Raw genomic sequence first — 12,992 nt, 5'->3', positions numbered from 1 at the left:
TCACCTCTCTTTGCGGCTGATCAGCACCCGCGCCGCCAGCACGATGATGAGGATGGCGCCGTTGGCCGCCACCTGCCAGTCGGGCGGAATGTGCATGAAGGTGAGCAACGGCGAAGCGGCCAGCGCCAGCGTCAGCGCGCCGATCACCGCGCCGATCGGAGACACCCGGCCGCCGACGAATTCGCCGCCGCCGAGGATGACCCCGGCGATCGCCAGCAGCGTGTAGCCATTGCCGATATTGGCATCGGCCGAGGTGGTGATGCCGATCAGCGCCATGCCGGACAGCACGCCGAACAGGCCGGCCAGCGCGAACAGCACGATCTTGGTCTTGAGCAGCGACCAGCCGGCGCGCTTGAGCGCAGCCGGGTTGCCGCCGGAGCCGCGCAGGATCACGCCATAGGAGGTCCGCATCAGGCCGAAATGGACGATGAGCCCGATCAGCAGTGCCGCGATGATCGGAAACGGCACCAGGGGCGGCTTGAACGACATGATCGCCAGCAGCCAGTCCGGCGCCTTGCCGCCCGGCTTGGGCAGCACGAGAATGGCCAGCCCCTGCCAGACGAAGCTCATGCCGAGCGTCACCACGATCGACGGCAGGTTGCGCAGATGGATCAGCGCCCCGAGCAGCGCATAGATGCAGATCGAGCCGAGCAGTATGGCGACGCCGATCAGCGGCGCGTCCTTCAGCCAGGTCGCGGTGACGCAGCCGACGAAACCGACGAAGGTGCCGATCGACAGGTCGAGTTCGTTGCCCGCGATGACGAACATCTGCGCGATCGTCGCCAGCGCGATCGGGATCGCCAGGTTCAGCATCAGGCTGAAGCCGAAATAGCTGATGGCGCGCGGGTTGAGCCAGGCGATGGCGATGAGCACCAGCGCCAGCGACAGCGCCGGCAGCAACCCGCGCAGCAGGCGCGCGCGTGCCGCGCTGCCGCGCGCCGCGGACGCCTTGAGACCGTTTTCGAGTGTCGCCGCCGTCATCTCAGGCCGCATCGCCGAAGGAGGACTGGATGATCTTCTCTTCGGTCAGCTCGTCGCGGCGCAGATTGGCGACGATGCGGCCGTTCTTGAAGACGTAGATGTGGTCGCAATTGTCGAGCTCTTCGGTTTCGGTCGTATACCAGAGGAAGGTGCGGCCGCGGCCGGCCTCTTCGCGCACGAGGTCGTAGACTTCGAGCTTGGTGCCGATGTCGACGCCGCGCATCGGATCATCCATCAGCACGATCTGCGCATCCGAGCCAAGGGCGCGGGCAAACAGCGCCTTCTGCTGGTTGCCGCCCGACAGCGAAAAGATGTTGTTGTTCATGTCCGGCGTGCGAATTCCGATCTTCTTTTGCCAGGACCGCGCCAGTTCGGCCTCGCGTTGCGGCGAAATCAAAAGCCCGTTGCGCAGGCGTGCAAGCGAACCGATGCCGATATTCTCAGCAATCGACCATTGCGGAAAAATGCCGTCCGACTGGCGGTCGCCGGCCACCAGCGCCACCGGCGCCGTCACTTCGATGCCCTTCCTGGCGCGTGAGGCCGCACTGAAGATCGACAGCAGCAGGTCGGTCTGCCCATGTCCGGCCAGCCCGGCAAGGCCGATGATTTCGCCGGCACGGGCGACAAGGTCGGTGCCGTCCTTCTGCGCGGCGGGCCGCGCCCGCACCCGCAATGGGCTGGCGGCGGATTTGGCGGCAGCGGTTTGCGCCGCGATCTTCCGGCGCGCCTCCGCCCCGCCCATCACCGTCACCAGCCGGTCGCGATCGAAGGCATCCGCCGCGTCCGACGCCACCACCTTGCCGTCGCGCATCACCACGATGCGGTCGGCATTGCGCAGCACCTCGCCCAAGACGTGCGAGATCAGGATGCAGCTTTTGCCGCCGGCGACGAAGCGGCGCACGAAGGAGAGCAGCTGGCCGGCCGTATGCGCGTCGAGCGAGGATGTCGGTTCGTCGAGGATGACGAGGTCGAGCCGATCTTGCGTGACCGTGAAGGCACGGGCGACCTCGACCATCTGGCGCCGGCCGATCGACAGGTCGGCAACGATATCCGATGCCGAAATGCTGTGGCCGGGAAAAATCTCGTCGAGCTTGGCGGAGATCAGCTCGGCCGCCTTGCGCCGCCAGCCGAAGCCGGTGAGCGAAGCGTGGTTGATGCGCGTGTTCTCGGCGACGCTGAGATTGGGGCACAGCGACAGTTCCTGGAACACGCAGCGTATGCCTAGCTGCTGCGCGCGTGACACCGAGTAGCTGTCCTCGACGGTGCCATGCACGCCGATCTTGCCGCTGTCGGGCGTCAAGGTCCCCGCCACCATGTGCATGAGCGTCGATTTGCCGGCGCCATTGTGGCCGACCAGGCCGACGCACTCGCCGGGCCCGACATGGAAATCCACCCCGCCCAGCGCGCGAACGGCGCCGAATTGTTTTTCGGCGCCGTTCAGTCTGATGATGTCGGCGTTTCCTTCAGGCATGCTCAACGATATCCGCTTGCCGGCATGGATGCCAACGCCACATTCACTTGATGTTGGCTTTGATAGCCGCCACCGCTTCTTCCTGCGTGTATTCGTGTGTGGCGACGCCGCCCTCCTTGATCTTCGGCAGGGCTGCCTCGAAATCGTCCTGGGTGAAGGCCAGATATGGCACCAGGAGATCGTGCGGAATATCCTTGCGGCCGTCGAGCACCTGCTGCGCCACCCAGAAGGCGAGCGTCGACACACCCGGCGCGATCGAGGCCGACCAGGTCTGGTAGCCGTCCTTCTCCTTCTGTTCCTTCCACCACTTCAGCTCGTCCTGCCGGTTGCCCATGATGATGGTCGGGCGCGGCTTGTTGGCGGCGGCGAAGGCCTGCGCGGCACCATAGCCGTCACCGCCCTGGTCGACGATGCCGACGACATCGGGCAGCGACGGCAGGATGGTCGCCACCGCCTTCTGCGCCGTGGTCTGGTCCCAGTCGCCGGTCACCGAACCGACGATCTTGAACTCGGGATGAGCGGCGACGCCTTCGAGGATGCCGGCATGGATGGCATCGTCGATCGAAGTGCCGGCAAGGCCGCGGATTTCCAACAGGTTCCCGCCCTTGGGCTGGAATTTGGCCATCTGCTCGACTTCCTGCTTGCCCATGTCCTTGAAGTCGACCACGACGCGGTAGGCGCAAGGCTCGGTGACGATGCCGTCGAAGGAGACGACGACGATGCCGGCGTCGCAGGCCTGCTTGATGGCGCCGTTGAGCGCGTCGGGCGAAGCCGCGTTGATGACGATGGCGTCATAGCCCTGCAGGATCAGGTTCTGCACCTGGGCTGCCTGCGTCGGCACTTCCTTGTCGGCGGTGGTGAAGATGTCGGCCGCGCCGACCACCTTGTCGTCGACCGCCTTCTTGGTGACGATGCCATAGCTGTCGAGCATCGCCTGCCGCCATGAATTGCCGGCGTAGTTGTTTGAGAATGCGATCTTCTTGCCGCTGGTATCGGCGAGTGCCGTGCCGGCGGTGAGCACCGCTGCGAGCGTGCCGAGGACAAATAGCTTCTTCATGTCATACTCCTCCCGAGAGTTGCTGGTCTTGAGGGCTGTTGGTGACTATCGCGCTTGCGTACCTGTTTTTTATCTATTGTCAGACAAAAGTGCAGAAGGCCGGCGAGCTGTCAACTGCAATCAGCGAGGGCGTGCCGATCAACTTGCGGTGCAATGATTGAAATGGCTCCGGGTCCTGTCTAGGGAGTGGGTCAGGAGACCGAAACGGAATGCCAGTGACGCCAAAAAATGCCCCGGGCGCCCCGGGAATTCCGGCGCGCTGGACGTCAAGCGCCAAGAGTGGCGTCGGCACTTCGCTTTCGCCGACCGGTCAGATCTGGTTCACCATCAGCCACGGCATCCTCAACGAAGTCTACTACCCGCGGCTCGACAGCGCCTGCACCCGCGACCTCGGCCTGCTCGTCACCGGTCCCGACGGCTACTTCTCGGAAGAAAAGCGCGATGCCGCGCATACCATCGAGCCGTTCGAGGACGGCGTGCCGGCCTACAGGCTGGTCAACACCGCCACCGATGGCGCCTACCGCATCGAAAAGCGCATCCTTGCCGACCCGGCACGCGCCGCACTGCTGCAGGAAATTACCTTCACGCCGCTCAAGGGCACGGCTGGCGACTACCGCATCTACGCCTTGCTGGCGCCGCATCTGGTCAATGCCGGCATAGGCAACACCGCCTGGATCGGCGCCCACGACGGAAAATCCATGCTGTTCGCCTCAGGACGCGGCTCTTGTCTGGCATTGGCTTCGTCGCTGCCCTGGCGAGACTGTTCGGCTGGCTATGTCGGCTTCTCCGACGGCTGGCAGCAACTGACCCATGCCGGCAAGCTCGATCCAGCCTGCCAGCGCGCCGAGAACGGCAATGTCGCGCTGACCGGCGAGATTGGCTTCACATCGGCCAGGACAAAGGCCGTGCTGGCGCTGGGTTTTGGCGCGACACCGGATGAGGCCGCGGAAAACGCCTTCGCCAGCCTGAAGCGGGGCTTCGAGCCTGCCGCGAAATCCTACGTCCAGAACTGGCGCAAATGGCAGGCCGGGCTGCTGCCTCTGGATCGGCACGCGGCGTCCGGGGTCAACAGCTATCGAACCAGCACCGCTGTCCTGGCGACGCACCGCTCGATCACGGAGCCGGGCGCGGCGGTCGCCAGCCTGTCCATCCCCTGGGGCTTCGACAAAGGTGACGACGACCTCGGCGGCTACCATCTGGTCTGGCCCCGCGACCTTGTCGAGACGGCGGGCGGATTTCTCGCGGCAGGCGATGCCGCCTCGGCGCTACAGATCCTCGACTATCTCGCCTCCATCCAGCAGCCGGACGGTCATTGGCCGCAGAACGCCTGGCTCGACGGATCCGCCTATTGGCCCGGCATCCAGATGGACGAATGCGCCTTTCCGCTGCTGCTGGCCGATGCCTTGCACCGCGCCGGGCACCTGCCGCGCACCAGGCTCGCCACCTTCCAGCCGATGATCGAGCGCGCCGCAACCTATGTCGTGCGCAATGGACCCGTGACTGGCGAGGACCGCTGGGAAGAGGACGCCGGCTACAGCCCGTTCACGCTCGCCGTCGAGATCGCCGCATTGCTTGCCGCCGCCGACCTGCTCGACGCCTGCGGCAAGGCGGACGCGGCAACCTATCTGCGCGAGACCGCGGACGTCTGGAACGACCAGGTCGAGCGCTGGACCTATGTCACCGCCACGGCCACCTGCGAGGTCGCCGGCGTCGACGGCTACTATGTCCGCATCTCGCCGCCCGACAGCGCCGAGGCCGGCTCGCCGAAGGATGGCTTTGTCCCGATCAAGAACCGGCCACCTGGCGACACCGATCGGCCGGCGCAAGAGATCGTCAGCCCGGATGCGCTGGCGCTGGTCCGCTTTGGCCTCCGGGCCGCCGACGATCCGCGCATCGTCGACACCGTCAAGGTCATCGACGCGCAATTGCGCTGCGCATTGCCGCAAGGGCCGCTCTGGTACCGCTACAATGGCGACGGCTATGGCGAGCACGAGGACGGCTCGCCCTTCGACGGCACCGGCCAAGGCCGGCCGTGGCCGCTGCTCGCCGGTGAGCGCGCCCATTACGAACTGGCGGCGGGTCGCAAGGACAAGGCCGCCGGCTTGCTCGACACGCTGGAACGATCCGCCGGAACCTGCGGCCTGTTGCCGGAACAGGTCTGGGACGGCGTCGACATGCCCGAGCGCGAACTGTTGCGCGGCAGGCCATCGGGCAGCGCCATGCCGCTGGTCTGGGCCCATTCGGAGCACATCAAGCTGTTGCGCTCGCTGCGCGACGGCGCGGTCTTCGACATGCCGCCGCAAGGCGTGAAGCGCTACATCGAGGACAGGACCGTATCGCCGTTCAGGACATGGCGCTTCAACAACAAGATCCGTGCGCTGCCTGGGGGCAAGACGTTGCACGTCGAGCTGCTGGCTCCGGCCACGGTGCATTGGAGCATCGACAACTGGACGACCGTCCAGGACAGCAAGACCGAAGAGAATGCTTTCGGCATCCACCTTGTCGATCTGCCCGTCGCCGGCCTCCCCAGCGGAAGCACGCTGACCTTCACTTTTTTCTGGCCCGGGACCGGCGATTGGGAGAATGTCGACTTCTCCGTCACATCGGGCGAGCAGGATAGCCGCTAAAATCCTTCCTCGACAAACCCCAAATCTCCAGCAAACAGGGACGAAACCATGCAGATCGGAATGATGGGACTGGGCCGGATGGGCGCCAACATGGTCCGCCGCCTGATGCGCGACGGCCACGAATGCGTCGTCTACGACATCAACCCCGCCAGCGTCGCGGCCCTGGTCGGTGACGGCGCCCTGGGGGCGGCGTCGATGGCGGAATTCGTCGGCAAGCTCGCCAAGCCGCGCTGCGTCTGGCTGATGCTGCCGGCAGCCATCACCGGCAAGATCATCGATCAGGTCTCGGCCCTGATGGAGCCCGGCGACATCGTCATCGATGGCGGCAATTCCTACTATCACGACGCCGTCGACCAAGCCACGAAGCTGGCCGCCAAGGGTATCCATCTCGTCGATGTCGGCACCAGCGGCGGTGTCTGGGGCCTGGAGCGTGGCTACTGCCTGATGATCGGCGGCCCCGACGTCGCCGTCCAGCACCTCGATTCGGTCTTCGCCACGCTGGCGCCGGGCGCCGATGCCGGCGTGCCCACCCCCGACAAGGCTGCCGGGACGGCACCGTTCGGTTACCTGCATTGCGGGCCGAGCGGCGCCGGCCACTTCGTCAAGATGGTGCACAACGGCATCGAATATGGCGTCATGGCCGCCTATGCCGAAGGCATGAACATCCTGAAATCGGCCAATGCCGGCAAGCGGCAGCGTACCGCCGACGCCGAGACCAGCCCGCTGGAAAATCCGCAATATTACCAGTTCGACATCGACCTTCCCCAGGTCGCCGAGGTCTGGCGCCATGGCAGCGTCATCGGCTCCTGGCTGCTCGATCTCACTGCCGGGGCGCTGAAGAGCGATCCGGGCCTGGCGCAGTTCGGCGGCCGGGTCTCGGATTCCGGCGAGGGCCGCTGGACGCTGAAGGCGGCGATCGACACCGGCGTGCCCGCCCCCGTGCTGTCCTCGGCGCTGTTCGACCGCTTCTCCTCGCAAGGCGAATCCGAGTTCTCCGACAAGTTGTTGTCCGCCATGCGCTATGCCTTCGGCGGCCATGTCGAGAAGCCGAAGGCCGGCAAGTGACGGCGGCAGGGGAGACACAGGCATGAGCCAGGAACGGTCCGACACGCTGGTGCTCTTCGGGGCGACCGGCGACCTCGCCCACAAGAAGATATTTCCGGCGCTTTACCAGATGGTCGCCAAGGGCACGCTCACCGAACCGGTGATCGGCGTCGCCTTCGACGCCTGGGATTTGAAGCAGTTGCAGGCCCGTGCCCGCGACGGCATCGTCAACGCGCTCGGCAAGATCGACGAAAAGATCTTCGCCAAATTCGCCAATTTGCTGCGCTATGTCAGCGGTGACTACCGCGACGGCGCGACGTTCGAAAAGCTGAAGAGCGCGCTCGGCAGCGCCCAGCGGCCGCTGCACTACATGGCGGTGCCGCCGACCATGTTCGAGACGGTCGTGCAAGGGTTGGAGCAGTCGGGCACGGCACACGGCGCGCGGCTGATGGTGGAAAAACCCTTCGGTCACGATCTGCAGTCGGCGCGCTGGCTGAACCGGGTCCTGCACCTGGTTTTCGACGAACAGTCGATCTTCCGCATCGACCACTATCTCGGCAAGGAAGCGATCCAGAACCTGCTCTATTTCCGCTTCGCCAATTCGCTGCTCGAGCCGATCTGGAATCGCAACTACGTCGAAAGCGTGCAGATCACCATGGCCGAGGATTTCGGCGTCGAAGGGCGCGGCCGCTTCTATGACGACGTCGGCTGCATCAGGGACGTTATCGAGAACCATCTGCTCAACATCCTCTTGCTGCTGGCCATGGAGCCGCCCGTCGGCCGCTCGGCCGACGACCTGATCGACGAAAAGGTGCAGGTGCTGCGGGCGATCAGGACGCTGACGAAGGACGACGTCGTGCGCGGCCAGTTCACCGGCTATCTGGCGGAGCCCGGCGTGGCGCCGAACTCGCCGGTCGAGACTTTCGCGGCGGTGCGTTTCTTCGTCGACACCTGGCGCTGGCAGGACGTGCCGTTCTTCATCCGCGCCGGCAAGAACATGCCGGTGCATGTCACCGAGGTGGTGGTGCGGCTGAAGCGGCCGCCGCTCGACGTCTTCGACCCGATCAAGCCGGCCGACCAGAACTACGTGCGCTTCCGCATCGACCCGCAGGTGGTGATCGCCATCGGCGCGCAGCGCAAGGCGCCTGGCGACGACATGGTCGGCGAGCAGGTGGAACTCACCGCGCTCGACGACAGCAAGGGCGATATGCCGCCTTACGAACGGCTGATCGGCGACGCCATGAACGGCAATGGCCAGCTCTTCACGCGCCAGGACGCGGCCGAGCTTGCCTGGCGCATCGTCGGCCCGGTGCTCGGCGACACCACCCCGCCGCACCTTTACGAGCCCAGGACATGGGGACCGGCGGACGCCATGGCCAACTTCGGTCCGCCAAATGGCTGGATCGACCCGGTAGCATGAGCGGAGGGGAAGCGATGGCGAAGGCGGCGAAGCAGACGGACACCGGCAAGATCGTGCTTTCGATCGATATCGGCGGCTCGCACATCAAGATCCTGACCAGCGCCGGCGAAGCGGAACGCCGGGCCGATTCCGGCCCGGACCTGACACCACGACAGATGATCGACATCGTGAAAAAGCTCGCCGAGGGCCTGTCCTACGACGTCATCTCGATGGGCTATCCAGGCCCGGTGCGTCACAACAAGCCGGTGCTCGACCCCATGAACCTCGGCAAGGGTTGGGCCGGCTTCGATTTCGACGCGCAGTTCGGCAAGCCGGTCAAGGTGGTCAATGATGCGCTCATGCAGGCCATCGGCAGCTATGAAGGCGGGCGCATGCTGTTCCTGGGCCTCGGCACCGGCCTTGGCGCGGCGATGGTCCTCGACAATGTCGGCCAGCCGATGGAACTCGCCCATCTTCCTTACAGGAAAGGCAGGAGCTTCGAAGACTATGTCGGCGAACGCGGCCTGGAAAAGCACGGCAAGAAGAAGTGGCGCAAATATGTGTTCGACGTCGTCGGCCGGCTCCGCGCCGCCTTGCAGCCCGACTATATCGTCATCGGCGGCGGCAATGTCGACAAGCTCGACGAGCTGCCCACCGACAGCAGGCGCGGCGACAACACACGCGCTTTCGAAGGCGGGTTTCGTCTGTGGCGAGACAAGGCCTTGATCGTCTGATATTATTACGTTTTAGTATAGTTGTTCAAAATCACGTGTGACGCCACGTCAGTCATTGCATTAAGCAGATTTGCCGACTAGGAGTTTCGCCGAACTACACTGCGGCGCGACCAAGGGGTCCGCGAAAGTCGCTTCAGCACTTAGAGTTTGCGCACTGTCCTTTCGAAAACGAGCCCGATTTTCGAGGCTGCGCGCCATAGACGGAGGAAAGATTGACCGACGATAGCAACGACGCGCGCAAAGACATCGACCTTCTCGAACTGACCGCCCATATTGTGTCCGCCTACGTCGAGAAGAACCGCTTGCCCGCCTCCGGCCTGGCCGACCTCATTGCCAGCGTCGCCACCTCGATCAGCGGCCTCGGCAAGCCGGCCGTTCCGGTGGCGGCACCCCTGGTCCCCGCGGTCAACCCCAAGAAGTCGGTGATGCCGGATTTCATCATCTGCCTCGAGGACGGCAAGAAGTTCAAATCGCTGAAGCGCCATCTCGGCGTGCATTTCGGCCTGAGCCCGGACGCCTATCGCGCCAAATGGGGTCTGCCGTCCGACTACCCGATGGTCGCCCCCAACTACGCCGCCTCGCGTTCGCTGCTGGCGAAGTCGATCGGCCTCGGCCGCAAGGCGGCCGTAGTGGCGCCCGTCAAGGGCAAGGCCCGGAAGGCCAAGGTTTCGGCCTGACCATTCAAAGCTGAGCCAAACGTTAGGACGACTGGAACAGAAGCCTGCCGGCGAATTTGCCTTGGCAGGCTTCGTGCTTTTGTGGCTTGGATAGACCAGACAGGATGATCTGGGGGAAGCCATGAACTACACCAGGATGGTGATCGAGAAAGAGGCGCCGGAGGAATACGGCTACGACCGTATCCGTTACAATCTCTCCGAAAGTTCGATTGCCGACCAGAAGCTCTCCGACATCGGCCTGTCGCTGCCCGACCTGACGCTCTTCTATGGCGAGCATCGCGGCGACAAGGAGTTGCGTGCGCTGATAGCGGCGCAGGACGCCGGTGTTTCGCCCGACGATGTGCTGGTCACCGCCGGCGCCGCCGGCGCGCTGTTCATCATCTCGACCGCGCTTCTGTCGGCGGACGATCACCTTGTCGTCGTCAGGCCCAACTATGCCACCAACATCGAAACCCCGAGGGCGATCGGCTGCGCCATCGGCTTTGTCGACCTCGCCTTCGACGACGGCTTTGCCATCGATGTCGAGGCCGTCAAGGCGGCGATGCGGCCAAACACGAAGCTGATCAGCGTCACCTGCCCGCACAATCCGACCGGCACGATGATGAGCCGCGCCGAACTCGACGTACTGGTGGCTTTGGCCGAAGCCCGCAACTGCCATTTGCTGGTCGACGAGACCTATCGCGATCTCTCCTATGGCAGGCGGCTGCCGTCGGCGGCCTCGCTGAGCCGGAAGGCCATCAGTGTCTCGTCGCTGTCGAAAGCCTTCGGCATTCCCGGCATCCGCATCGGCTGGCTGATCACCAGGGATGCGGCCCTTCAGGAGATGTTCCTTGCCGCCAAGGAGCAGATCGGCATCTGCGGCAGCGTCATCGACGAAGGTATCGCACGCGGCATGCTGGAGCGCCGGGACGCCTTCCTGGCGACGCTGCTGCCCGAAATGGCAGGGCGACGCGACATCGTCCAGGCCTGGATCGACCGCGAGCCGCTGGTCGACTGGATCAGGACCGAAGGCGGTGTCGTCGGCTTCCCGCGCCTCAATGTCGAACCCGGCTTCGACCTCGACCGGTTCTATGTGAACCTGCTGGAAAACCACGGCACCTATGTCGGACCCGGTCACTGGTTCGAGATGCCGAAGCGCTTCTTCCGGGTCGGTTTCGGCTGGCCGACCGAGGCCGAGTTGAGGGGTGGACTCGATGCCATTTCGGCCGCGCTGCGACAATAACTTCCTTGTGCGATGGATCGACCAAGGTGAAAGTCCCTTGATCCAGGCCTGATTTTGACGCATATGCCCGCCGAACTTTGATACGTTTCATTGATCGGAACAGCGCCCATCCGGGAAGTGCCCCGCCGGTCAATGCCATAGCAACGGGGCCTCACTCGATGACATCTCTGCAAACTTCCCCGGAGCAGCGTTACGCCGCCTTCCGGCACAAAGCCTTCCTCAGCTATTGGACGGCGCGCTTTCTCACCACCTTTGCAACTATGATCGTGTCGGTCGCCGTCGGCTGGCAGATCTATGATTTGACGCGCGACCCCTTCGATCTCGGCATTGTCGGCATCGTCCAGTTCCTGCCGTCGCTGCTGTTGGTGCTGGTCACCGGCGTCGTCGCGGATCGCTTCGGCCGCCGCCTGATCATGGCCCTGGCAACGGTGGTCGAGGCAAGCTGTGCGCTCGTTCTCCTGTACTTCACGCTGCGCGGCCTCGTCAGTCCGCTGCCGATCTTCGTCGTTCTGGCGCTGTTCGGCATGGCGCGCGCCTTTTACGGACCGGCCTCCTCGTCGCTGTTCGCCAATCTGGTGCCGCCGGAAGATTTCGGCAACGCGATTGCCTGGAACTCGTCCGCCTGGCAGACGGCGACGATCGTCGGCCCGGTCGCCGGCGGCCTGCTCTATGGCGTCTCGCCAGAAGCCGCCTACGCCGTCGCCTCCGCGCTGATGCTGGTGGCGGGCCTGCTGATCTTCACCATTCCCAAGCCCGCCCAGCAGACCGCAACCGACAAGCCGACGATGGAAACGCTGTTTGCCGGCTTCCGCTACATCTGGAGCGAGAAGATCGTGCTCGGCGCCATCTCGCTCGACCTCTTCGCCGTCCTCCTGTCCGGTGCCTCGGCGCTGCTGCCGGTCTATGCGCGCGATGTTCTTGAACTCGGCCCCTGGGGCCTCGGCCTGTTGCGCTCGGCGCCGGGCATCGGCGCCATCTGCGTTGCGGTCTGGCTGGCCGGGCACCCACTTCGCGACAATGCCGGCAAGATCATGCTCGGCTTCGTCGCCGCGTTCGGCGCCTGCACCGTGCTGTTCGGCCTGTCGACCATCACCTGGCTGTCGATCGTCGCCCTTGCCTTGCTGGGCGCCACCGACATGTTCAGTGTCTACATCAGGGAAACGCTGATCCAGTTGTGGACGCCGGACGAGGTGCGCGGCCGCGTCAACGCCGTCAACCAGGTTTTCGTCGGCGCCTCCAACGAGGTCGGCGAATTCCGCGCCGGCACCATGGCGGCACTGATCGGAACGGTGCCGGCGGTGGTGATCGGCGGCGTCGGCGCCATCGCGGTTGCCGGCCTGTGGGCGTATCTGTTCCCGCAACTGCGCAGGGTGCGCCACCTCAACGGGCGAAACTGACGCGCGCTAACCGTCGACAAGATTCGTCACCCTGTCACAGGAACTCCCATGATCACTTGTTACCTGAAATATGTCATCGACCCTTACAAGCTTGCCGAGTTTGAAGAATATGGCCGTCGCTGGATCGGTCTGGTCAATCGTCTCGGTGGAAACCATCACGGCTATTTCCTTCCAAGCGAAGGGGCGAGCAATATCGCCTATGCCATGTTCAGCTTTCCGAGCCTTGCCGACTACGAGGACTACCGCAAACGGATGGCTGCCGATCCGGAATGCCAGGAAGTGTTTGAAACGGAAAAACGCAATCGCAGCATTCTCAGCTATGAGCGCAGTTTCATGCGACCGGTGCTCGAAGCCTAGAAAAGTGGATGTTTCGGAAAACGCGA

11 protein-coding genes are annotated in these 12,992 nt (G+C 64.4%); 8 read left to right on the top strand and 3 right to left on the bottom strand.

The features are described from left to right. Genes FJ978_RS16420 through FJ978_RS16410 form a run of 3 tightly spaced genes read right to left on the bottom strand, consistent with a single transcriptional unit; the run spans position 1 to position 3,509 of the window. Complete coding sequence (locus FJ978_RS16420) at positions 1-981, bottom strand: ABC transporter permease (protein ID WP_181176872.1); 981 nt, start codon at positions 979-981, stop codon at positions 1-3. A 1-nt stretch (position 982) separates the two neighbouring features. Continuing rightward, entirely contained in the window at positions 983-2,452 is a 1,470-nt protein-coding gene (locus FJ978_RS16415; protein WP_140572951.1) for a sugar ABC transporter ATP-binding protein, read from the bottom strand. Between the two features lie 43 nt (positions 2,453-2,495). Next, positions 2,496-3,509, bottom strand: coding sequence for an ABC transporter substrate-binding protein (locus FJ978_RS16410; RefSeq protein ID WP_140572950.1), 1,014 nt, complete (start codon positions 3,507-3,509; stop codon positions 2,496-2,498). Positions 3,510-3,718: 209 nt separating this feature from the next. On the opposite strand from FJ978_RS16410, the gene FJ978_RS16405 reads away from it, so the two are divergent. The 8 genes from FJ978_RS16405 to FJ978_RS16370 all read left to right on the top strand — a co-directional run bounded on the left by FJ978_RS16405 (position 3,719) and on the right by FJ978_RS16370 (position 12,966). Next, on the top strand, positions 3,719-6,136 hold the full coding sequence (locus FJ978_RS16405) for a glucan 1,4-alpha-glucosidase (protein ID WP_140572949.1): 2,418 nt from the start codon (positions 3,719-3,721) through the stop codon (positions 6,134-6,136). Between the two features lie 48 nt (positions 6,137-6,184). Next, the gene (gnd, locus tag FJ978_RS16400; RefSeq protein WP_140572948.1) at positions 6,185-7,201 is read left to right on the top strand and encodes a phosphogluconate dehydrogenase (NAD(+)-dependent, decarboxylating); all 1,017 of its coding nucleotides are present in this window, start codon (positions 6,185-6,187) and stop codon (positions 7,199-7,201) included. Between the two features lie 22 nt (positions 7,202-7,223). After that, positions 7,224-8,600: a glucose-6-phosphate dehydrogenase gene (gene zwf / locus FJ978_RS16395; RefSeq protein WP_013892324.1), complete on the top strand. Its 1,377-nt coding sequence runs from the start codon at positions 7,224-7,226 to the stop codon at positions 8,598-8,600. 14 nt (positions 8,601-8,614) lie between these two features. Beyond that, positions 8,615-9,313 carry an ROK family protein gene (locus FJ978_RS16390; protein WP_140572947.1) on the top strand — a complete coding sequence of 233 codons (699 nt, stop codon included), beginning with the start codon at positions 8,615-8,617 and terminating at the stop codon, positions 9,311-9,313. Positions 9,314-9,525: 212 nt separating this feature from the next. Beyond that, on the top strand, positions 9,526-9,990 hold the full coding sequence (locus FJ978_RS16385; protein WP_140572946.1) for a MucR family transcriptional regulator: 465 nt from the start codon (positions 9,526-9,528) through the stop codon (positions 9,988-9,990). 121 nt (positions 9,991-10,111) lie between these two features. Further along, a complete protein-coding gene (locus FJ978_RS16380; RefSeq protein WP_140572945.1) occupies positions 10,112-11,212 on the top strand; it encodes an aminotransferase class I/II-fold pyridoxal phosphate-dependent enzyme in 1,101 nt (366 codons plus the stop codon). Positions 11,213-11,370: 158 nt separating this feature from the next. Beyond that, positions 11,371-12,609, top strand: a complete 1,239-nt coding sequence (locus tag FJ978_RS16375) for an MFS transporter (RefSeq protein WP_140572944.1) — start codon at positions 11,371-11,373, stop codon at positions 12,607-12,609. A 48-nt stretch (positions 12,610-12,657) separates the two neighbouring features. Continuing rightward, positions 12,658-12,966: an NIPSNAP family protein gene (locus tag FJ978_RS16370; RefSeq protein ID WP_023765949.1), complete on the top strand. Its 309-nt coding sequence runs from the start codon at positions 12,658-12,660 to the stop codon at positions 12,964-12,966. Positions 12,967-12,992 lie beyond the last annotated feature (26 nt).

It is taken from the genome of Mesorhizobium sp. B1-1-7 (genome assembly GCF_006442705.1).
GTDB lineage: Bacteria > Pseudomonadota > Alphaproteobacteria > Rhizobiales > Rhizobiaceae > Mesorhizobium > Mesorhizobium opportunistum.
Note: the sequence above shows the minus strand (reverse complement) of the source record. Positions and strands in the feature narration are given on the sequence as shown.

Coding starts and splice junctions, on each gene's coding strand:
- FJ978_RS16420 (WP_181176872.1), bottom strand. CDS start 981: ATGACGGCGGCGACACTCGAAAACGGTCTCAAGGCGTCCGCGGCGCGC.
- FJ978_RS16415 (WP_140572951.1), bottom strand. CDS start 2,452: ATGCCTGAAGGAAACGCCGACATCATCAGACTGAACGGCGCCGAAAAA.
- FJ978_RS16410 (WP_140572950.1), bottom strand. CDS start 3,509: ATGAAGAAGCTATTTGTCCTCGGCACGCTCGCAGCGGTGCTCACCGCC.
- FJ978_RS16405 (WP_140572949.1), top strand. CDS start 3,719: ATGCCAGTGACGCCAAAAAATGCCCCGGGCGCCCCGGGAATTCCGGCG.
- gnd (WP_140572948.1), top strand. CDS start 6,185: ATGCAGATCGGAATGATGGGACTGGGCCGGATGGGCGCCAACATGGTC.
- zwf (WP_013892324.1), top strand. CDS start 7,224: ATGAGCCAGGAACGGTCCGACACGCTGGTGCTCTTCGGGGCGACCGGC.
- FJ978_RS16390 (WP_140572947.1), top strand. CDS start 8,615: ATGGCGAAGGCGGCGAAGCAGACGGACACCGGCAAGATCGTGCTTTCG.
- FJ978_RS16380 (WP_140572945.1), top strand. CDS start 10,112: ATGAACTACACCAGGATGGTGATCGAGAAAGAGGCGCCGGAGGAATAC.
- FJ978_RS16375 (WP_140572944.1), top strand. CDS start 11,371: ATGACATCTCTGCAAACTTCCCCGGAGCAGCGTTACGCCGCCTTCCGG.
- FJ978_RS16370 (WP_023765949.1), top strand. CDS start 12,658: ATGATCACTTGTTACCTGAAATATGTCATCGACCCTTACAAGCTTGCC.